The sequence below is a fragment of the Stenotrophomonas sp. 78350_Sma genome (assembly GCF_056482105.1).
In genome coordinates this window covers 48,348-67,550 of the sequence record NZ_CM151182.1, presented here as the reverse complement: position 1 = coordinate 67,550, position 19,203 = coordinate 48,348, and the positions used below count along the sequence as shown (strand labels likewise).

Annotated in this window: 16 protein-coding genes; 6 read left to right on the top strand and 10 right to left on the bottom strand. The window is 67.8% G+C overall.

The features are described from left to right. The first annotated feature begins 64 nt into the window (after positions 1–64). On the top strand, positions 65–1,510 hold the full coding sequence (locus ACZK4H_RS00295) for an FAD-dependent oxidoreductase (protein ID WP_099552789.1): 1,446 nt from the start codon (positions 65–67) through the stop codon (positions 1,508–1,510). Here ACZK4H_RS00295 and ACZK4H_RS00290 read toward each other — a convergent pair. Next, positions 1,496–3,904: an ATP-binding protein gene (locus ACZK4H_RS00290; RefSeq protein ID WP_099552807.1), complete on the bottom strand. Its 2,409-nt coding sequence runs from the start codon at positions 3,902–3,904 to the stop codon at positions 1,496–1,498. The genes ACZK4H_RS00295 and ACZK4H_RS00290 overlap by 15 nt on opposite strands. A gap of 168 nt (positions 3,905–4,072) precedes the next feature. Between ACZK4H_RS00290 and ACZK4H_RS00285 the strand changes: the two genes are divergently transcribed. Then, positions 4,073–4,942, top strand: a complete 870-nt coding sequence (locus ACZK4H_RS00285) for a methylglyoxal synthase (RefSeq protein WP_099552790.1) — start codon at positions 4,073–4,075, stop codon at positions 4,940–4,942. A gap of 273 nt (positions 4,943–5,215) precedes the next feature. On the opposite strand, the gene ACZK4H_RS00280 is transcribed toward ACZK4H_RS00285, so the two are convergent. From ACZK4H_RS00280 to ttcA, 3 genes are read right to left on the bottom strand one after another with little or no spacing between them, the layout of a single operon-like run. Continuing rightward, on the bottom strand, positions 5,216–5,995 hold the full coding sequence (locus tag ACZK4H_RS00280; RefSeq protein ID WP_099552791.1) for a M48 family metallopeptidase: 780 nt from the start codon (positions 5,993–5,995) through the stop codon (positions 5,216–5,218). 59 nt (positions 5,996–6,054) lie between these two features. Next, positions 6,055–6,960, bottom strand: coding sequence for a recombination-associated protein RdgC (locus ACZK4H_RS00275; protein WP_005411825.1), 906 nt, complete (start codon positions 6,958–6,960; stop codon positions 6,055–6,057). Between the two features lie 36 nt (positions 6,961–6,996). Then, positions 6,997–7,917 (bottom strand): tRNA 2-thiocytidine(32) synthetase TtcA, encoded by a 921-nt coding sequence (ttcA, locus tag ACZK4H_RS00270; RefSeq protein WP_185959204.1) that lies wholly within the window; start codon positions 7,915–7,917, stop codon positions 6,997–6,999. Between the two features lie 91 nt (positions 7,918–8,008). Here ttcA and ACZK4H_RS00265 point away from each other — a divergent pair, with 91 nt between their 5' ends. Beyond that, complete coding sequence (locus ACZK4H_RS00265; protein ID WP_049430910.1) at positions 8,009–8,212, top strand: YdcH family protein; 204 nt, start codon at positions 8,009–8,011, stop codon at positions 8,210–8,212. A 121-nt stretch (positions 8,213–8,333) separates the two neighbouring features. Here ACZK4H_RS00265 and plsB read toward each other — a convergent pair whose 3' ends face one another. The 4 genes from plsB to ACZK4H_RS00245 form a co-directional block, all read right to left on the bottom strand. Then, complete coding sequence (plsB, locus tag ACZK4H_RS00260) at positions 8,334–10,970, bottom strand: glycerol-3-phosphate 1-O-acyltransferase PlsB (RefSeq protein ID WP_099552793.1); 2,637 nt, start codon at positions 10,968–10,970, stop codon at positions 8,334–8,336. Beyond that, positions 10,970–11,923 (bottom strand): hypothetical protein, encoded by a 954-nt coding sequence (locus tag ACZK4H_RS00255; RefSeq protein ID WP_099552794.1) that lies wholly within the window; start codon positions 11,921–11,923, stop codon positions 10,970–10,972. Before ACZK4H_RS00255 ends, plsB begins: the two co-directional genes overlap by 1 nt. Positions 11,924–12,348: 425 nt before the next feature. Beyond that, on the bottom strand, positions 12,349–13,074 hold the full coding sequence (gene pyrF, locus ACZK4H_RS00250) for an orotidine-5'-phosphate decarboxylase (protein ID WP_099552795.1): 726 nt from the start codon (positions 13,072–13,074) through the stop codon (positions 12,349–12,351). Next, positions 13,071–13,994: a 5'-nucleotidase, lipoprotein e(P4) family gene (locus tag ACZK4H_RS00245; protein ID WP_071228640.1), complete on the bottom strand. Its 924-nt coding sequence runs from the start codon at positions 13,992–13,994 to the stop codon at positions 13,071–13,073. The genes pyrF and ACZK4H_RS00245 overlap by 4 nt, the downstream gene beginning before the upstream one ends. A 101-nt stretch (positions 13,995–14,095) precedes the next feature. Here ACZK4H_RS00245 and ACZK4H_RS00240 point away from each other — a divergent pair, with 101 nt between their 5' ends. After that, a complete protein-coding gene (locus ACZK4H_RS00240; RefSeq protein WP_099552796.1) occupies positions 14,096–14,749 on the top strand; it encodes a YceH family protein in 654 nt (217 codons plus the stop codon). Between the two features lie 88 nt (positions 14,750–14,837). Here ACZK4H_RS00240 and ACZK4H_RS00235 read toward each other — a convergent pair whose 3' ends face one another. Continuing rightward, positions 14,838–15,362: a GNAT family N-acetyltransferase gene (locus tag ACZK4H_RS00235; protein WP_099552797.1), complete on the bottom strand. Its 525-nt coding sequence runs from the start codon at positions 15,360–15,362 to the stop codon at positions 14,838–14,840. Positions 15,363–15,630: 268 nt separating this feature from the next. Then, positions 15,631–17,607 (bottom strand): UvrD-helicase domain-containing protein, encoded by a 1,977-nt coding sequence (locus tag ACZK4H_RS00230; protein WP_099552798.1) that lies wholly within the window; start codon positions 17,605–17,607, stop codon positions 15,631–15,633. Between the two features lie 99 nt (positions 17,608–17,706). On the opposite strand from ACZK4H_RS00230, the gene ACZK4H_RS00225 reads away from it, so the two are divergent. Together ACZK4H_RS00225 and ACZK4H_RS00220 are read left to right on the top strand one after the other, a co-directional pair. Beyond that, positions 17,707–18,435, top strand: coding sequence for an SEL1-like repeat protein (locus ACZK4H_RS00225; protein WP_099552799.1), 729 nt, complete (start codon positions 17,707–17,709; stop codon positions 18,433–18,435). Between the two features lie 39 nt (positions 18,436–18,474). Beyond that, positions 18,475–19,203, top strand: a complete 729-nt coding sequence (locus ACZK4H_RS00220) for an SEL1-like repeat protein (RefSeq protein WP_099552800.1) — start codon at positions 18,475–18,477, stop codon at positions 19,201–19,203.

The window sequence follows — 19,203 nt, the reverse complement described above, 5'->3', positions numbered from 1 at the left end:
GGCATCCCAGGATCACGTAGTGCCGGCCGCTGGCCGGCAACCGCAAAACACCACAGAGCCCGCCATGAGCCGCAAGCACGCTTTCCAGTTCCTCGACCTGCCCCGCACCATGCCGCAGCGCATTCCGGTCGAACTGCGCACCTCCGGCGACTGGGGTGAGCTGTACGGAAAATTCGGCAAGGAAGACGCGCAGTACCAGGCCGGCCGCTGCCTGGACTGCGGCAACCCCTACTGCAGCTGGAAGTGCCCGGTGCACAACGCCATTCCGCAGTGGCTGCAGCTGGTGCAGGAGAACCGCATCCACGAGGCGGCCACGCTGTGCCACAGCACCAACCCGCTGCCGGAAGTGTGCGGCCGGGTCTGCCCGCAGGACCGGCTGTGCGAAGGCAGCTGCACGCTGGAGGAATTCGGCGCGGTCACCATCGGCGCGGTCGAGAAGTACATCGTTGACACCGCACTGGCCACAGGCTGGCGCCCGGACCTGGGCGCGGTGCAGCCGACCGGCCACAGCGTGGCGGTGATCGGTGCCGGCCCGGCCGGCCTGGCCTGTGCCGACCGCCTGGCGCGCGCCGGCATTGCCGCGGTGGTCTACGACCGCTACGAGCAGATCGGCGGCCTGCTGCAGTTCGGCATTCCCAGCTTCAAGCTGGACAAGGACGTGATCCACCGCCGCCGCGAAGTGCTTGAGGGCATGGGTGTGCAGTTCCGCCTCGGTGTGGAGATCGGCCGCGACTTCAGCGTGCAGCAGCTGCTGGATGCCCATGATGCGGTGTTCGTCGGCACCGGCGCCTACCGCTACACCGATGGCGGCCTCGACGGCCAGGACCTGAAGGGCGTGCTGCCTGCGCTGCCGTTCCTGGTGCAGAACAGCCGCATCGTCGGTGGTGATGATCCGAAGGGCCGGCCGATTGCCGGCTGGGAGGACACCATCGCCCTGCCCGACCTCAACGGCAAGCGCGTGGTCGTGCTCGGCGGTGGCGATACCGGCATGGACTGCGTGCGCAGCGCCGTGCGCCTGGGTGCGGCCAAGGTGACCTGTGCCTACCGCCGCGACGAGGCCAACATGCCCGGCAGCGCGCGCGAAGTCGCCAATGCGCGCGAGGAAGGTGTGCGCTTCCTGTTCAACCGCCAGCCGCTGTCGATCGAAGCCGGTGCCGATGACGAAGTGATCGGTGTGACCGTGGTCGAGACCCGCCTGGGCGAGCCGGATGCCAACGGCCGCCAGAATGCGGTGCCGATCGACGGCAGTGAATCGCTGCTGGAGGCGGACGTGGTGATCATCGCCTTCGGCTTCTCTCCGACCGTGCCGGCCTGGCTGGCTGATCACGGCGTTGAAGGCCAGTCCAACGGCCGCATCGTGGCTGGAGGCAAGGACCGCCTGCCGTTCCAGACCGCGCACCCACGTCTGTTTGCCGGTGGCGACGCAGTGCGTGGCGCCGACCTGGTGGTGACTGCCGTGGCCGAAGGCCGCGACGCCGCCGCCAGCATCATCCGCCTACTGGCGCATTGATTCCGGCACCAGCAGCACGGCCAGCAAGCCACGCAGTTCCTGCGCCTCTACCGGCTTGGCCAGGAAATGATCGATGCCCGCTTCGCGGCAGGCCTCGCGGGTGCGGTCCAGCACGCTGGCCGTGAGCGCGATGATCGGGACCTGCGCGCGAACCGCACAGGCGTCGGCACGGATGGCCCGTGCCAAGGCGAAGCCATCCATGTGCGGCATGTGGCAGTCGGTGATGACCAGATCGAACGCCCGCGCCTGCCAGGCCTCGAAGGCCTGGCGACCATCGGCGCAGGCGTGCACCTGCAGGCCCAGATCGTGCAGCCGCTGCTCCAGCAGATGCAGGTTGGTGGGATGATCTTCAGCCACCAGCACCCGGGCCGGCGACAGTGGCCGCGCCGCCTCTGCCGGAAGCGGAAACGCCTCCGCAGTCAACTCACAGGCGTCCAGATCCAGTTCCAGCCACACGGTGGTGCCCTTGCCTGGCGTGCTGCGCAGGCAAAGTTCTGCTTCCATCGATGCGGCCAGTTCACGGCAGATCGCCAGGCCCAGGCCGCTGCCGCCGAAACGGCGCGTTGTCGATGCCTCGGCCTGCGTGTAGGCAGCGAACACCGCCTGTTGCCGTTCCGGACTGATGCCCACACCGCTGTCACTTACCTGCAGGCGAAGGCGTTGGCCGCCATCGCGCTGCTGCAGTACCTGCACCTGCAGGTCCACGCCGCCATGCTCGGTGAACTTGAGCGCGTTGCCGGCAAGGTTGAACAGGATCTGGCGCAGGCGCAGGCCATCGGCCAGCGATCCGGCCTGCAGTTCCGGATCAAGTTCGATGCGAAGATGCAGGCTCCGGCTGGCCGCCACCGGCATCAGCAACTGCTGCACCGCACGCACCAGTGCCGCCACGCTCGTGGGCCGCAGCTGCAGCGGCAGTGCCTGCAGCCGTTGGCTGTGCAGCACATCGTCCAGGATCTGGCGCAGCATCTGGGCAGCATCACCTACGGTCACCAGCACCTGTCGCTGGCGATGATCCAGATCGCTGCCCGCCAACCGCTCGAGCATGCCCAGCAGGGTGCTCATCGGCGTACGGATCTCGTGGCTCATGGTTGCCAGGAAATGGGTCTTGGCCAGCGCTGCCTGCTCGGCCGCATGGCGCGCCTCGGCCAACGCATGGGTGCGCGACTGCACTTCGCTTACGTCGATCCAGTAGCCACTCCACTCGACGTCGCTGCTGTCCAGGGACAGCGGCCGTCCATGCGAGTGGACCCAACGCCAGCCCTGTAGCGAGCGCGTGCGGAAGATGACGTCGATCGCGCCCCGCGACAGGGCAGCGGCGTCGACGGTGTCCATCAGCCGCGAGCGATCATCGGGATGAACCGCTGCCAGCAGGCGCTGTTGATCGATCAGGGCGGTTTCCACGCTGATTCCGAACAACGCCTGCACATCGCCTGCGATCTGGGGAAAGCTGTAACGGCCGGTGGCGGAGCGGCGCGCCTGATAGACCACCGCTGGCAGGTTCGAGGTCACCTCCTGCAGGCGTTGCGCGGCCACGCGGCGACGCTCGCTCTCGCGATGCACGCGCCAGTAGCCGAAGGCGTACACCAGTACGAGTGCCAGCAGGGTCAGCGAGGCCGGCACCAGCCAGCGCAAGGGGGACGCCGACGACGGGTGTCGCGGCTGGTCTGGCAGCCATGCCATGCGGATCGTCGCGCGTTCGTTCGCGGACAGCTGCGATACGGCCTGCTCGAACAGCGGGATGACGTCGGCGCAGGCCGGCACCGTGGCCAGCACCGGCGCGTCGTCGATTCCGGCTGGCGCGGCGATCACCAGTGGCTCGCCCTGATAGTGGCGGAACGCGGCCTCGACCTCGCCAAGATTGGCGACCACGGCATCGACCAGACCCGTGCCCAGCAGTGACAAGGCGTCGTCGATGGGGGCGGGGGGCAGCAACTGCACGCCAGGTGCCTGTTCGGTCAGCACCACCATCAGCGACAGCGGGTCGGGACTGGCCACGGTGCGTCCGCGCAGCGCTTCCAGGCCCAGCACCGGCGATGCATCCCGGCGCCGGACGATGACCTGTGGAAGCTGCACGTAGGGAGCACTGGCCACCCAGCCCGCTGGCAACTGCGAGCGCGGCCAGCCCAGCAGCGCCTGGATGCCGGGCGGCACCGTTCCTTCGGCGATGTCAGCGGCCGGCAATGGCCGCATCTGCAGTGGCTGCTGCGTGCCCAGCAGCTTCAGGTACTCCGCGCTGAGCCCGACCGGCTGGCCCTGCTCGCTGGAGGACAGCGGCGCGCGGTCGGCGGGCCAGGCAATGCGCAGCGGCGTCCTGCAACCTGCAGCGGCGGCCAGGGCAGGCAACAGCAGGCTGGCCACGACCGCAGTGGCGGCACGCAGGCCAGCGACGTTCACCATGGGCATCCTTTTCTCGCGGGCGGAGATGAACGGCCGCGCAGCGGTACCGCCGCCTCTCACGCTAACGACACGTGGGCGAGGCGCAATGAAGAAAGTTGTAAAACCACCAAGCAAGGGGAATGCCGACATACACTGCCGCTTTCACCCGTATCTGCGGAGCATTCAATGCGCATCGGCCTGGCTGCCAACCGTCTCCATCACCTCGACGCGCGCGCCGCCCTGTTCCGCTGGCTGCGCGTCAGCGAACCCGGCCTGCGCGAGCTGGGCGTGTCGCTGCACGCGGTCGGCCGCACCCATGACGCGATCGAGCGACAGGGATTCCTGACCGGATACGCAGGCCTGCACCGCTATCCCTACGGTCGTGAGGGTGGCCTGATGAAGCTGGTCGCCGAGGTGGTTGGGATGGGGCCGGAACGGACGCTGGATGGCGCGATCTACCTGATCGACCCGGTCGATCCGTCCTCCGTGTTTCCGGAAGCCACGGCGCTGAAGCGGCAGTGCGTGATCCACGGCAAGCCGTTCATTTCCACCGTGGCCACCGCGCGCGACTGGGTGGAGGTGGAGCGCATCCACGCCGGCCTGGCCGCCGATGCCGGGGCTGACGACCTGCATGCGTTCGAGGGGCAGACGCTGGCGCTGATCGCCCACGACGCGATGAAGCCGGCGATGCTGGCCTTCGCCGACGAGCACTTCGAGGTGCTGGCCCGGTTCGGTGAGCGGGTGGCAACCGGGACTACCGGCCAGCGCTTGAACGAGCTGGCCTGGAGCCGTGGCTGGCCCAGCGATACACCCTGGGTGACGCGCTACCAGAGCGGCCCGATGGGCGGCGACGCGCAGATTGCAGACCGGGTGCTGGAAGGACGCTGCCAGCGCGCGATCTTCTTCGAGGATCCGCACGTGGCGCGCCAGCACGAGGCGGATATCCAGCTGCTGGAGCGGGCGGTGACGACGGTGACCGACCAGGCGGTGTGCATTACGGCACCGCGGGTGGCGGCGCGGTGGGCGACGGCGGCGGCGATGCGGGCGGCGGTTTGATGGTGTCGGCCAACGGCTGAGCCCCTCGTGGTGGGTGGTATCCGAAGGCAAAGCCGTGCTTGGCCGGGCGGGGTGGATTGCGCAGGGGTCGCTGCAAGTACGTCCTTGTAAGCTCGGTCGCCGCATCCATGCGGCTCACGCCCCTGCGCAACCCACCCCGCCCGGCCACGGACAGATTCCGGTGTGCCCACCACGGAAGAAAGAAAAAAGAGCAGGAGCGGGTCGCGCGCTGCGCGTGCTTCTGTAGAGCCGAGCGTGGGCTCGGCTCTACCGTTACAGAAGCTGGCGGAGCATCGCCTTCAGTCGGCGCCCTTCCAGCTGGAAGTAATCGCGCTGCTCGCGCCAGGCGGGGAAACGTTGTTCCACTTCGTGCCAGAACGCGGGCGAGTGGTTGGGCTGGATCAGGTGGCAGAGTTCATGCACCAGCACGTACTCGAACGCTTCGGATCGGCCGAGCACCAGGGCCAGGTCCAGTGCCATGCTGCCGTCGGGGGCCAGTGAGCCCCATTGCGAGGACATCACCTTCAGTCGCAGGCGGCTGGGTGCGCGTGGCAGGGAAGGCAGGTACTTCGGCAACCAGCGGCCGACGTCGGCGCGGGTCTGGGCTTCGTAGAACTCGCGCAGCAGGCGGCGCAGGGTGGCATCGCCGCCTCGGGTCGGCCACTGCACGCAGGCGCCGTGTTCGTCGATCTCCAGCCGCGCGTAGCGGCCTTCCTGCCAGCGCAGCGGCAACAGTTCGCCGCGTAGTGGCAGCACACCGTCTTCGCCGGGCTGCAGCGGTGCCGGCAGGCCCTGCCCCTGGTACTGGCGCAGCTGCAGCGCCAGCCAGTCGCGGTGCTGTTCCAGGAAGCGTTCGCCCATCACCAGGCTTGCCCGCGGTGGCAGGGTCAGGCGTGCGCCGCGTTCGTCCACGCTCAGCTTGATGCGGCGCGCACGTGGATCACGCACGCGCAGCACCTCGATCTCGGCATCCTCCAGGCGCAGGCGAACGGTGTCGCGCTGTACGGTGGCGGGCGGGGTCGGGCTGATCAGGCGGCGCAGCAGACGGCTCATGCGCCCAGCATAGCGCCGCTTCGGGCCGCCGGATGACCGGCGGCCGTCGGGCTGCCTGTTCAGTCAGCCTTGCTGAGCTTGAAGGCTTCTTCCAGCAACAGGAACAGGCGGCGGATCTCGGCGCTCTGCAGGGCGAAGCGGGCGTCGAACTCGGCGCGGCGGCCGTCTTCGTCGGCGTGCTCCAGCTGGTCCAGGGCGCCGTCGAGGAACTTCAACTTGCGCACGATCAGGTCGTCGCCGATGACGAAGGACAGGTTGTCCTCGAAGATCAGCGCCAGCTTGGTCACCTGCTTGCCGGCGTCGAGGTGCTTGTCGATCTCGTCGCAGCGCAGTTCCTGGTGCTGGCACTTGACCACCGCGCCGCCTTCCACCGGGTCCTTCATCTCGCACTCTTCGCCCAGGCTCAGTCCGGTCGGCAGCGGCTCGCCGGCGATCCAGCCGGTCAGGATCGAACGCGGTGCGACTTCGGCGTTCAGTGGCATCGCCGGGAAGCTGCCGAGCAGGCCACGGATGTCGGACATGAAGTACTCGCCGGTCTTGCGGCTGGAGGTATCCACCGCGACGTAGCCGTGCTGCAGGTCGATGAAGGCGTCGTTGCGCGAGGACTTCACGAAGGCGCGCGGCAGCAGTTCATGCAGCAGGTCATCCTTCATGCGCTTGCGCTCGCGGCCACCCGGCCGACGGCCTTCCTTCTCCTCGATCTCCTCCAGCTTGCGCTCGAGCAGGTCGTTGACCACGGCCGCCGGCAGGATCTTGTCCTCGCCGCCCACGGTCAGCCACAGGTGTTCGGCGATGCGGTGGGAGAGCAGTTCCTTCTCCTCACGGCCGAACGGCGAGATGAAGCCGCGCGAATTCATTTCCAGCGCGCCGACCGGCTTCAGCAGGGCGTGCGGCAGCAGGGTGTCGACTTCGGAAAAATCGGTGGTGGTCGGGAAACGGAAGAACGTCAGGTTGCGAAAGAACATGGAATTCCGGATGGCAAAGAGGAAGGGCGACCGACCTTAAACGGTGGGCGTCTCGGGATCTGCGTCGGCGTCGGCCGGTGAGCCGGCCAGCCAGGCATGGGCGTCGGGCAGCGGCGCGTCGTCGCGACGGCCCAGCGCCATGAAGTCGAACAGGGTGGTGTCGGCCAGCTGCGAGGGCCGGACTTCGCCCATGGCGCGCGCGATCTGCTCGATGCGGCCCGGGTGGTCCTTTTCCCACTGCTTCAGCATCAGGCCGACCTGGCGGCGCTGCAGGTTCTCCTGGCTGCCGCACAGGTTGCAGGGAATGATCGGGAACTGGCGCGCCTGCGCATAGTCGACGATGTCGCTCTCGCGTACGTAGGCCAGCGGCCGGATCACCACGTGCCTGCCGTCGTCGCTGCGCAGCTTCGGCGGCATGCCCGACAGCTTGGCATGGTGGAACAGGTTCATGAAGAACGTGGCCACCATGTCGTCGCGGTGGTGACCCAGCGCGATCTTGGTGAAACCGTGGGTTTCGGCGTAGTTGTACAGCGCGCCACGACGCAGCCGCGAGCACAGCGAACACATGGTCTTTCCTTCCGGAATGACCCGGCTGACCACCGAATAGGTGTCCTGCTCGATGATGTGGTACGGCACGCCCAGCCCGGCCAGGTACTCCGGCAGCACGTGCTCGGGGAAGTCCGGCTGCTTCTGGTCCAGGTTCACCGCCACCAGCTCGAACGGCACCGGCGCCTTCTTCTGCAGCTGCAACAGCACGTCCAGCAGGGTGTAGCTGTCCTTGCCGCCGGACAGGCAGACCATGACCTTGTCGCCGGCCTCGATCATGCCGAAGTCGGCGATCGCCTCGCCAACCTGGCGACGCAGGCGCTTGGCCAGCTTGTGCTGCTCGCGCTCGGCCACGCGCGGATCGCGGGCGGCGCGCGGCTGGGGATCGGGAAGGGAAATCACGGCACTCATGGGGTCCATTCTAACGGCTCGGAGCCGCCCCGGCCGGGGGTCGGAATTCCCCTCTCCCGGCAGTCATCATCGCTGTGTATGCTCGGAGGCTGTGGACACCTACAGCCCCGCCGAGATCGTCGAACGCCTCGCCGCCCTGCGCGCCGAGCATCGCCTGCTGGATGAACAGATCACCCGCATGGCCGCCAATGGCGAGGACGAGCTGGAATCCAAACGCCTGAAGCGGCGCAAGCTGCAGTTGAAGGACTGCATCGCCAAGCTGGAAAGCCTGCAGATTCCCGACGAGCCGGCCTAAAGACGGTCCTGGTGGGTGCCAACCTTGGTTGGCCTACTGCTCTGGTAGGTGCCAACCTTGGTTGGCACGGCTGGAAGGTGTGGTCCAAGGTCCACACCCTCCGCACGGCCCGGCGCTACCTTCAATCCTGCGGCGCAGGCTCGTCCGGGCGTGCCGCTTCCGGGCTGACCCGTTCGATGGTGTGGCGCAGCTCGCGGCCGAGAATGAACTTGGCGTCCTTGGCCCAGGCATCCAGGCGCTCGTCGAACAGCAGCTTGCTGTTCTCGTCCGGCCACACCAGGCGCAGCTCGCGCAGCTTCTGGATGAAGCCGCGGAACAGGGTGCGGTCGAAGAACTCCGGCGCGGCCGGTGCATAGAGCAGGCTCAAGCGCTGCGCCGCCTGCTGGCACAGGCTTTCCAGCTCGGCCGCACCCAGCACGCCCGGGCCGTTCTTCACCAGCACCGAGATGGCGATGTAATAGCGCTCGAACGCCTGCTGCAGCGAGTGGCCGATCGCACGCAGGCGGAACACCTCGTCGGTCTGCCCGGTGTTGCGCGCCAGGATGCCGCCGTCGTCATCGTTGACGTTCTGCAGCAGGCCCTCGCGCACGAACACGTTGATGGTCTGGTCGATGCGCTGCGCGAACTCGTCCTCGCTCCACGGCAGGAACAGCTCGGCCTGCAGGAACGGGTACACCGTGCGGCCCAGCTGGACCAGGCCGGTGCGGCTCATGCGGCGGTTGTTCTGGAAACAGCAGGCCACCCACGACGAGGCGGTGAACAGGTGCAGCACGTTGTTGCGGAAGTAGCTCAGCAGCACCGCGGTATCGCCGCTGACGCTGAGCACATCGCCCAGCGGGTGCTTGACGCGGGTGAGGACGTTGATTTCCTCGGCGTGGGCGATGATCCGCTCCGGCGAGTGCGGGGTCACCGTCACCCGGTCCGAATACGGCATCTCGACCAGCAGGGTCTTGCACAACTCGATCTGCGCGATCAGGTCGGCCTCGCCCATCGCGTGCTTCGGCGTGGACAGCAGGGCCAGCGCCAGCAGGTTGATCGGGTTGACGTCGGCAGCACCGTTGATGCGCACCTGGATACGCTCGGCCAGCGTATCCACCGTGGTCGACAGCCAGGCCGGCTTCTCGTCCTCGGACACCGCCTCGCCCTTCCACTCCGGCGCCTTCTCGGCCAGCACGTCGTTCAGCGCGATCGGCTCGCCGAAGTTCACCACCACCTGGCCATAGTTCTGCTTGAGCACCTTGGGGATGCCCCACAGCAGCGACCAGATCGATTCCTTTTCCTTCGGCCGGCCGGACAGTTCGTCCAGGTAGCTGCCGCCCTCCATCAGCTTCTCGTAGCCGATGTAGATGGGCTGGAACAGCACTGGCTTGCGCGGCTGGCGCAGGAACGCACGCAGCGTCATCGAAATCATGCCGCCCTTGGGCTGCAGCAGGCGGCCGGTGCGCGAACGGCCACCTTCGACGAAGTACTCCAGCGAGTAGCCACCGGCAACCAGCTGCGCGACGTATTCACTGAGCACCGCCGAGTACAGCGCGTTGCCACGGATCGAGCGGCGGATGAAGAACGCACCGCCCTTGCGCAGCAGGGTGCCGACCACCGGCAGGTTCAGGTTGATGCCGGCCACGATGTGCGGCGGCACGATGCCACGGTCGTACAGCAGGTAGGACAGCAGCAGGTAGTCCATGTGGCTGCGGTGGCTGGGCACGTAGACCACTTCGTGGCCCGGCGCGGCAGCCTTGAACTTGTCCAGGTGGTGCACCAGCACGCCCGCATAGATGCGGTTCCACACGTGGCTGAGCATGAAGCTGGCCGAGCGCACCACCGGGCTGGAGTAGTCCGCGGCGATTTCCCAGGCGTAGGCGTGTGCCTTCTTCCAGGCATCGGCCGGCTTCGAGTTGTCGCGCTTGGCCTGCGCGGCGATCGCTTCGCGCACCGGTTCGGCGGCCAGCACCTGGTCCACCAGCAGGCGCCGGGTCGACAGGTCAGGGCCGATCACCGATTCACGGATGCGGCGGAAATGGGTACGCAGCACGCGCTGCAGCTTGCGCACCGTGCGTTCCGGCTCCAGGCCTTCGTCGACGGTGTTGCGCAGCGAAATCGGCGGCGCGAAGCGGACGATGGTGCTGCGACCATTCAGCAGCACCGCCAGCAGGCGGCGGAAGCGGCCGACCAGCGCCCAGTTTTCCGAGAACAGCACCGCGAACCAGCCGCTCTGCTTGTCCGGCGCGCGGCCGACGAAGATCGACACCGGCACCAGGTGCACGTCCAGGTCATCGCGCACGCGATGGGCCTGCAGCACCTTGGCCAGCGAATCGGAGTGGGTCTTGGCACCACGCTGCTCGGGGATCAGCGAATTGCTGGAGCTGCGGCGCGACAGTGCCAGGTAAGCGCGCTTGCGCCCGGTCGGGTCACCGGCCAGCGGCACCAGCGGCGACGGCAGGCCTGCCTGGCGGCAGGCCTTGTCCAGGATCAGCGCGTTGGACAGGCCGTAGTCTTCCAGCACGTACATGACCGGGCGGCCATCGTTGTACTGGCCCGGGTCTTCCGGCTCGATCTTCAGCGACAGCCACGGCTCGACCAGGCGGCCCAGCAACCGCGCCCACAGCGGGCGGCGGCCAGCCGGACGCGCGTGCGCGGGCGGCGGTACCGGGTTCGGGCCGGTACCGGTCGAGGGGGACGCCGGCACCGTATCGGCGGGCGTCGACTGGGATTCTTCGCCGGGGAACGGCAGCGGGTTCTGTTTCGACATCGGCGCCATTATGGCTTAGGCGGTGGCGTTGCCGCTTCCCCACCCTCGGCGGGGGCTTCAGCCGGTACGGGGGCCGCCGCCGCGCGGGCCGCGTCGGCCTTGCGCAGCAGGGCGTCGGTGTCGGCCAGGGTGCGGGTCAGGTACCAGTGGCCCTCGCGCCGGCTCAGCGGCAGCTGCAGGGTCATTTCGCGGCCAGCCAGGTCGTAGTGCAGGCGTACCAGCGCGTTGTCACCTTCCACCGACAGCAGTTCGCCGCGCAGGCTGCGCAGCGCGTCGTCCACGCCCAGCCCGTAGCTGCCCAGCACCGCCTTGAGGGTGTGGATGAACGGCGCCAGCTGCTGCAGGCTGCCTTCCATGCCCGCGGCCTGCAGGCCGGCTTCGTCGTCGAAGCCGACCTTGTTGGCGGCGCCGACCAGCGCGGCGATGGTGCTGCGTGCGCGGGCCCGGTCACTGATCGGGGCACCCTGCGCCCAGCTGGCCAGGGTTTCGACCAGGGCGATGTAGTGCGCCTGCTGGCCCGGTGTATAGCCTTTCTGGTGGCGCAGGTACTGCACACCGAAGTTGCCCATCGATTGTGCAGCCTGGCGAACGGCGCCGGCCTGTCCGGCCAGCTGGCGATCGAAGCTGCGCTGCAGTTCGGCGCTGGCATTGGGCTTGCGCAGTGCGGCCAGCATCGGCAGCAGCTGGTCGCCCAGTGGCAGTTCGGTCAGCGGCCACTGGCTGTGGCCTTCGGTCCAGGCCTGTTGCAGGCGCTGGTACTGGCTGGGCGGCACAGACAGCTTTGCGTAGCCGACCAGATCGTCCTCGGCCAGGCGCAGCGCCATCGCCTGCACCGCCGCGACCGGCTCGGCCGCCGGCTTGGTCGGGTCCTGGGCCGATTCACGACACGCCGCCACGGCCAGCAGCAGCATGGCTGCCAGCCCCCATCCACGCGCAGACCTTCCTCGCACTGCCACGCTCATGCACTCGGACTCCCCGGACCGGTCCGCATCTTGCGGCCTGTGACGTGACAGCGGCAAGCCGGGACGTCACGGTTTCCGCCATTGCTGGCCCAAGTGGTTGAAAGGCATAAAAAAAGAGCCGGGATCACGGGGATCTCAGGCTCTTCAAGCCGGCACGAGGCCGGAGGACAGTGTTGTGGCACATGTCCGGTCCGAGGACCGGATGGCCGCGATCCTACGCTGCCCTTCAAGTTAAGGCAACACTTTACGTAGTGTTATATAAATAATTGATTTTATTGATTTTAATGACATCGAGTGGTGATGCCCATGAAATCTACGGCAGGTTTTGCGGCGATTCGGGCACAACCGCTTGCGGGACGGATGCAAAAACGCCATCCCGCACGGGTCGGGATGGCGTTCGAGCCTGCAGCCTGCGCAGCGGAATCTCAGCGCGCAGCCAGCGCCGACGCGATTTCCTGCTGGATGGCCCGGGCCGCTGCCTGCGGATCGGCGGCCAGGCGGATCGGACGGCCGACCACGATGGCATCGGCGCCATCGGCAAAGGCCTGGGCTACGCCAACGGTACGCTTCTGGTCATCGCCGACCGGGCCGCCGGGGCGGATGCCCGGGCAGACGATCGAGAACCCTGCGCCGGTGGCGACGCGGATGGGGCCAGCTTCCTGCCCCGAGGCGATCACGCCATCGATGCCGGCGGCCTGGGCAGCCAGCGCGCGCTCGACCACCACGTCCACTGGTTCGCGGTCGATGCCCATCTGCGCCAGGTCCGGGCGGCCCATCGAGGTCAGCACGGTCACCGCCAGCAGGCGCATGTCGCTGCTGTTGGCGGCGGCGCAGGCTTCCATCATCGCCGGGTGCCAGCCGTGGATGGTGGCGTAGCTGACCGGCCACTGCGACAGGCGCTTGATCACGGCCGCGGCGGTGGCCGGGATGTCGAAGAACTTCAGGTCGACGAACACGCGCTTGTCGCGGCGGGCCAGCTCGTCCAGCACCTGGAAGTACTCGCCCGACGCCAGCAGTTCCATGCCGATCTTGTAGAACGCCACGCTGTCGCCGAGACGATCGACCCACTCCAGCGCCTGCACGCGATCAGGCACGTCCAGCGCGAAGATCAGGCGTTCGTCATCGCGCAGCGGCAGCGGCGCGCGGCTCACGGTGCGTAGTCCAGGGCAGCGCGCTTGGCGTCGTGACGAGCCTGGCGCGACTGGCTGTAGTCATTGTTGAACTGCGCCGGCTCGAAGCCGCCGTAGGTCGGGTTCGGCAGCATCCACCAGCGCTCGCCGAACCAGTCGTGGTACTGCTGCAGCAGCGCGTCACGGCCTTCGTTGGTGTTGGCGGTCACTTCCACGAAGTCGCCCAGCTGGTCGCCGAATTGCATCAGCACGCGGTACTTCTGCCCGGCCAGGCGACGGCGGCAGTTCTTCTCGCTGCCGGCCTGCTCGCAGCCTTCCACCACGGTGCCCAGACCCAGGAACACGCTGTCATCGGCCACCGGCAGGCCCTGCTCGCGCAGGTTGGCCAGGGTCGCGTCCTTCAGGTGCACGGCGCGGTTGGAGATGTACAGCAGCGTCACGCCCTTGGCGTTGGCGGCCTTGGCGAAATCAACCACGCCCGGAATGGCCTTGGCCTTCTTTTCGGCCACCCACTGGTCCCAGGTCAGCTCGTCGTATTCCTTGCCGTCGCGCACCAGGCGCGCCTGGTAGGGCGAGTTGTCCAGCACGGTCTCATCCACGTCCAGCACCACGGCCGGCTTCAGGCCCTTGGCCTCGTTGCCGCGTTCTTCCGGCACCAGCGCATCCCAGTGGGCTTCCTTCAGCGCGGCATCCAGGTGGTCGGCGGCGGCACGGTAGGTCTGCTCGGTGATCGCCTTGTACTCCTGTGCGCGCTGCATCCACAGCACTGCATTGAGGTTGTCGTTGGCAGTGGCATCGAGCGCGCCATCGGCCTTGGCAGCGGCGGCCGGGGCCTCCGGTGCAGCGGCTTCGGCAGCAGGCGCATCCACGCGCTTGCAGGCGGACAGGCCCAGCGCCGCAGTGGCGAGCAGGGTCAGGGACAAGGAAACAGGACGACGCATGGATTCACCGGCAATCAGATATACCGGCGCATTTTACCGGCAAAGCCGGCCCCGGGACGGCTATGCTTGGCGGTCGACCCGTTGCCCTTCCGGAGGCCGCCATGACCGATTCCACCCAGACCCCCGACGTCCCCCTGCTCGACGCCGTGCAGGCCCGCCTGCTGGGCTGCCTGGTGGAAAAGGAGGCAACCACCCCGGACACCTACCCGCTGACGGTCAATGCCGCCCAATCGGCCGCCAACCAGAAGACCGCGCGCGAGCCGGTGATGAACGTCGATGCCGGCAGCGTGCAGCACGCGCTGCGCCAGCTGGAGGCGTTGGGACTGGCCCGCCAGCACTTCTCCTCGCGCGCGGACCGCTACGAGCACCGCCTGCAGGCCGCGCTGGACCTGACCCGGCAGCAGACCGTGCTGCTGGCGCTGTTGCTGCTGCGTGGGCCGCAGACCCTGGGTGAGCTGATCACGCGCAGCGAGCGCCTGCACCGCTTCGCCGACGCCGACGAAGCCCGCCACGCCATCGATCGCCTGCAGCAGCGCGCGCTGCTGGTGGTGCTGCCGCGCGCCAACGGCCAGCGCGAAGACCGCTACATGCACCTGCTGTGCGGGGAAGTGGATGGCGCGGCGCTGGCGGCGAAGTACGCCAGCAGCGGCGGTGGCAGCAGCGATGCGGCCGACCCGGGCCTGGCCGAACGCGTGGCCCAGCTGGAAGCCGCGGTGGCCGTACTGCAGGCGCAGCTGGCCGAACTGCGCGGCTGAAGTCCACATCCGGTAGTGCCGGCCGCTGGCCGGCAACCCGGTGATGCCTGGATGCCGGCCAGCGGCCGGCACCTACCAACATCAGGGATCAGACCTGCGCCGCACCCGGCGTGGCATACAACCGGCTCGGGCTGTCCACGCCCGGCAGCTGGACCACCCCGCGTTCCTGCATGCCCAGGCCCAGCAGGATCTTTCCGGACACCACATTGTCCAGGTCGGTGATGCCATACAGATCGTGCAGGCCCAGCGCTCCGCGTGCATGCGCGAACACCGCCCGCGCTGCCTCCCCGGCATAGCCCTGCCCTGCGAATTCCGACAGCACCGCATAACCGATATCCGGCCCCGGCAGGCCATCGCGCCGCACCAGCCCGGCATTGCCCAGCCAGGCACCATCGGACAACCGCTCGATGGCATACATGCCAAAGCCATTCAACGCATAGCTGTGCAGCACACGCAGCGCGATGTATTCCCGCGCCTGCTCCTCACTGCGCACATTGCGGTCACCGATGAAGCGCACGAAGCCCGGATCGTTCAACAGCGCCAGCATCGGCACCGCATCGCGATCCGGTTCAATCGCACGCAGGCGCAGGCGTTCACTCTCGATCGGTTGCACAGGCAGACCTCCAGCCGAAACCCCGATTCTGCCTCAACCCCCCGGCTGCTGCTGTTGCTTTTGATTTTCTTTGCATTGCCGTGGAAGGAAGCGCCCGGCATCTGTCAGGGGCCGGTCGGGGTGGGTTCGCGGGGGTATCCGCGCCATGGATGGCGCGGCTAAGCCCCCAGGGACGGGTTCACGGCGTCCCCCGCGAACCCACCCCGATCGGCCACACTGCGGAACCAACGCGTGCTCCACCACGGAGGGGCGGCGCCGTTGGAGCGCCCTAGTCGAACAGCGCCTCGATCGCCGCCAACCCCGCACTCGCCCGTTCCTTCTTGCGCGCCGCATCGGCCACCGGATCAGCACCGTCGCGCTGGATCTCCTCGGCCGGAATCTCCTCGAAGAACCGGCTCGGTTTCAGCCGCACATGCTCACCGAACTTGCGCGTCAGCTTGCTGTAACTCATCCACAGCTGGATCTTGGCACGGGTGATACCCACGTACAGCAGGCGCCGCTCTTCCTGCAGGTTGCCCTCGTCCAGGCTGACCTGGTGCGGCAGCACGCCGTCCTCGCAGCCCACGATGAACACGTACGGGAACTCCAGGCCCTTGGAGGCGTGCATGGTCATCATGCGCACCTGGTTGCCACCCTCGTCCTTGTCGCTGCGCGACAGCAGCGCCAGCTGGCCGGCCAGGTCAGCGGCAGTGGCACCGCGCGGGCCGCCCTCGAACCACTGCGCCAGTTCCTCGATGTTGTTGGCGCGGCGCTGGTAGCTGGCCTCTTCCTTGGCCTGCTGGCGCAGCTCGCTGAGCAGGCCGGACTCCTTGGCCACCTTGCGGATCATGTCACCGGAAGTGACCTGCCGGGTCTGCGCGCGCAGGTCGCGCAGGATATCGGTGAAGCGCGCCAGGCTGTTGGCCGCACGCGGCGGCAACTGCTGCAGGGCGCCGATCGCCTCGGCGGCCTGCGCCATCGGCATGTCCTTTTCCTGCGCCAGCTCGGCCAGCTTGGCCAGCGTGCCGGCACCGACATCGCGCTTGGGCGACTGCACCGCGCGCATGAACGCGGTGTCGTCATCCGGGTTCACCAGCAGGCGCAGCCAGGCCAGCGTGTCCTTCACTTCCTGGCGTTCCAGGAACATGGTGCCGCCGGTCAGGTGGTAGGGGATGCGCAGCAGCTGCATTGCCTTTTCAAGCGGCCGTGACTGGAAGTTGCCGCGGAACAGGATGCAGAAGTCACTCCACGGCACGTTGCGCGACTGGGCCACGAAGGCGATCTCGGCCGCGACCTTTTCCGCTTCGTGTTCGCTGTTGCGGCATTCCCATACGCGGATGCGTTCGCCGTCGGCCTGGTCGCTCCACAGCTTCTTCAGGTGCTCATGCGGGTTGTTGGCGATCAGCGCGTTGGCCGCGCGCAGCACGCGGTTGGAGCAGCGGTAATTCTGCTCCAGCTTGATGATCTCCAGCGTCGGGTAGTCGCGCCCCATCTGCTGCAGGTTTTCCGGGTTGGCGCCGCGCCAGGCGTAGATCGACTGGTCATCGTCGCCCACGCAGGTGAAGTTGCCCTTGTCACCGGCCAGCTGCTTGAGCAGGCGGTACTGCGCGTCGTTGGTGTCCTGGCATTCGTCCACCAGCAGGTAGCCGATGCGCTCGCGCCAGGCCAGGGCGATCTCCGGGTTCTCTTCCAGGATCTGCACCGGCAGACGGATCAGGTCGTCGAAGTCGACCGCATTGAACGCGGTCAACCGCAGCTGGTAACGCTCGTAGACGCTGGCCGCTTCCTTCTCGCGGTTGCTGCGTGCGGCAGCCATCGCCTGTTCGGGCGACAGGCCGGCGTTCTTGGCGCGCGACACCAGGTTCTTCATGTCCTCGATGTCATCGGGCTTGGCCCCGTACATCAGGTCCTTGATCTGCGCGGCGGCATCATCGGCATCGAAGATCGAGAAGCCCCGCTTCAGGCCCACGGCGGCATGTTCGATCTGCAGGAACTTCAGGCCCAGCGCATGGAAGGTGCAGATCGTCACCTCGTCGGCGTCCTGCTCGCGCAGGCGCTTGGCCACACGCTCGCGCATTTCCTTGGCCGACTTGTTGGTGAAGGTGATCGCGGCGATGCGGCGTGCCGGATAGCGGCCGCTGCCGATCAGATGGGCGATCTTCTCCACGATCACGCGCGTCTTGCCGCTGCCCGCGCCGGCGAGCACCAGCAAAGGACCTTCGATGTGCAGGACGGCGGCGGCTTGGGGGGGATTGAGACCGTGCATGGGAACGGGATTGTAGCGGGGCCGCAGCGGGCGGACCTGACTTGCATGCACACCGTTCCTAAGCTATTGATTCGCCACCGGAGCACTGGAGCCAGGTGCATGCGTCCGACCGCCTCTGCCGCCCTGCTGGGCACCCTGCTGTTGCTGCTGGCGCCGTTGGCCGCCCGCAGCGCGGACTGCGCGCCCGATCCTGGCGCATCGTTGCGGTCGGCGCTGATGACTCCGGGCTTCCTGCAGGCTCATCCTGACCTGCACTGGCGCGAGCTGGGCCTGCAGTCGTGGCGCCAGGGCCGGCCCGATCATGCGCTGGTGCGCTTCAAGCGGGCGGCCGCGCACGCAGACAAGCTGTCGCAGTCGCTGGTCGCGCGCATGTACCAGGAGGGCACGGGTACTGCCCCTGATCCCGTGCTGGCCTACATCTGGATGGACCTGGCCGCCGAACGCGGCTACCGCGACCTGCTGCTGGAGCGCGAGCGCTACTGGAACCGCCTGGATGCCGCGCAGCGGCAACGGGTGCTCAGCGAAGGGCCGGCGCTGTATGCGGCCTACGGCGATGCCGCGGCCAAGCCGCGCATGGAGGCAGCCATGCGCGTGGACCGCAGCCGCATGACCGGCAGCCGTACCGGCTGGGTCAGCTCGATGCTGCAGGTGGAACTGTCCGACGGCCCGGAAGCCGGCTGGCCCACCCGTGGCGATGACTACTATCGCGATGCCTACTGGGACCCTGCGGCGTACTGGTGCATGCAGGACCGCATCTGGGAACAGGAATTCCGCGGCCGCAGCGTCGAGGTCGGCCCGCTCAGTCCCGTTGAAGGCGCGGGGCGCTGACGTTCGTATTTCCATAGCCATTGCCAGGAGGGCGATCATATGAAAGCGAAGCACGCTCCACTCTGCCTGCTGCTGGGCCTGTCGATGGCCGCTGCCGTGACCGCCAGGGAATGTCCGGTGGAGGCCCCGCGGCAGATCCCGCCAACCGTCCTGACCGGAGGCTTCTTCGATGCCCATCCGGACCTGTTCTGGCGCAGCATGGCCCAGCAGGCCGAACGGGACAAACAGCCCGCCAGGGCGCTGGACTACTACAAGCGTTCGGCGCGCTACGCCGACAAGTTTTCCCAGGCCATGGTGGCGCGGCTGTACCAGGAGGGCCTCGGTACCCGGGCCGATCCGGTGATGGCCTACATCTGGATGGACCTGGCCGCCGAGCGCATGTACCACGACTTCCTGGTGCTGCGGGAGCATTATTGGGCACGCCTGGACGCACTCCAGCAGGCGCAGGCGGTCGAGCGCGGCCAGCAGGTCTATGCCGACTACGGCGACCGCGTAGCCAAGCCTCGCATGGAACGCGCCCTCAGGGACGGTCGCCAGCAGATCACCGGCAGCCGCCTCGGGTACGTAAGCTCCGGACTGATCGTCGTCCCCCGCCGCGGCAACGAGCAGGGCATCGCGACCCCGGGCAGCATCGTCTACGACAACGACTACTGGCGCGCCGCCGACTACTGGTGCCTGCAGGACAACTACTGGCGCCCCGCGCGGACCCCCAGCGTCGAGATAGGACGGCCGGACACGGTCCGCGACGACAAGGCGGTGGGCGACTAG